This is a genomic window from Aeromonas cavernicola (assembly GCF_002795305.1).
GTDB classification, from domain to species: Bacteria; Pseudomonadota; Gammaproteobacteria; order Enterobacterales; family Aeromonadaceae; genus Aeromonas; species Aeromonas cavernicola.
In genome coordinates this window covers 1-838 of sequence record NZ_PGGC01000225.1, presented here as the reverse complement: position 1 = coordinate 838, position 838 = coordinate 1, and the positions used below count along the sequence as shown (strand labels likewise).

General features: G+C 51.7%; 1 protein-coding gene. It reads right to left on the bottom strand.

Translation table 11 applies throughout. The features are described 5' to 3' along the window. Nucleotides 1–86 precede the first annotated feature (86 nt). Nucleotides 87–533 (bottom strand): hypothetical protein, encoded by a 447-nt coding sequence (locus CUC53_RS18045; RefSeq protein ID WP_420808077.1) that lies wholly within the window; start codon nt 531–533, stop codon nt 87–89. Between the last annotated feature and the right edge of the window lie 305 nt (nt 534–838).

Sequence of the window (838 nt, the reverse complement as noted above, 5' to 3'; positions counted from 1 at the left end):
CACAAATAGGCCACAAAAAATCAAAAATCTCCCGAAGCTGTTCAGTGTTGTTTGAAAATGACCCCATGTCGATTATTTTTGCTCACTCATGATCTCGCCCTGTTGGGGTAGTAGTGGATGTGGTGCCGCTCGCCCTGCTCGTTTTCCAGCTCGCTTAAGAACAACTTGGCGTTGTCGTAGCGGTATTTCAGCTCGCTGCCATCGGGGTTGATGCGCCGACTGACCAAATGCAGGCCGGGGTGGTATTCGTAGCGGGTCTCGCGCCCCTGCTCGTCCCGCTCGCGGGTCACTTTGCCGTAGGCGTTGTACTCAAACTGGCGCACCCCGCCACCGGGCAGCTGTACCGCCTGCAGCCGGTCGGCACCGTCCCACTCATAGCGGGTCACCCCACCGCGCGGGTCTTGCCGCACAATCTGGCGGCCCCGCTCGTCGTAACGCCAACGGGTCAGGGTGCCATCCGCCCCCTTCTCTTCCAACAACTGGCCCAGCCGGTTCCAGCTCAGCTCAATTCGGCTGCCATCCGGCTGCACCAAGGTCGCTAACTTGCCTTGGCCTGTGTAGGTGTAGTGAAAAATAAAAGAAAAAGGTCAGGAAGTTATTTACTCCTGACCTTTGAAATATCCAAATTGTGAAAGAGCGTAATATTAATTAATTCGAGAAAGCCTGATTACGCTACGCTAATCGAGCCTACGGACCTGCCTTCGTGTAAAAAACGAGCGAATTAACAGTCATCGGTCAAACTCACGCCATATTTTCTCTTTCAAATTGTTTAATTTTTCATTTTCACTCACTCTTTCTTCAAAATCATCTCTCCATATATAAAAGTCAGAGAAGCTAC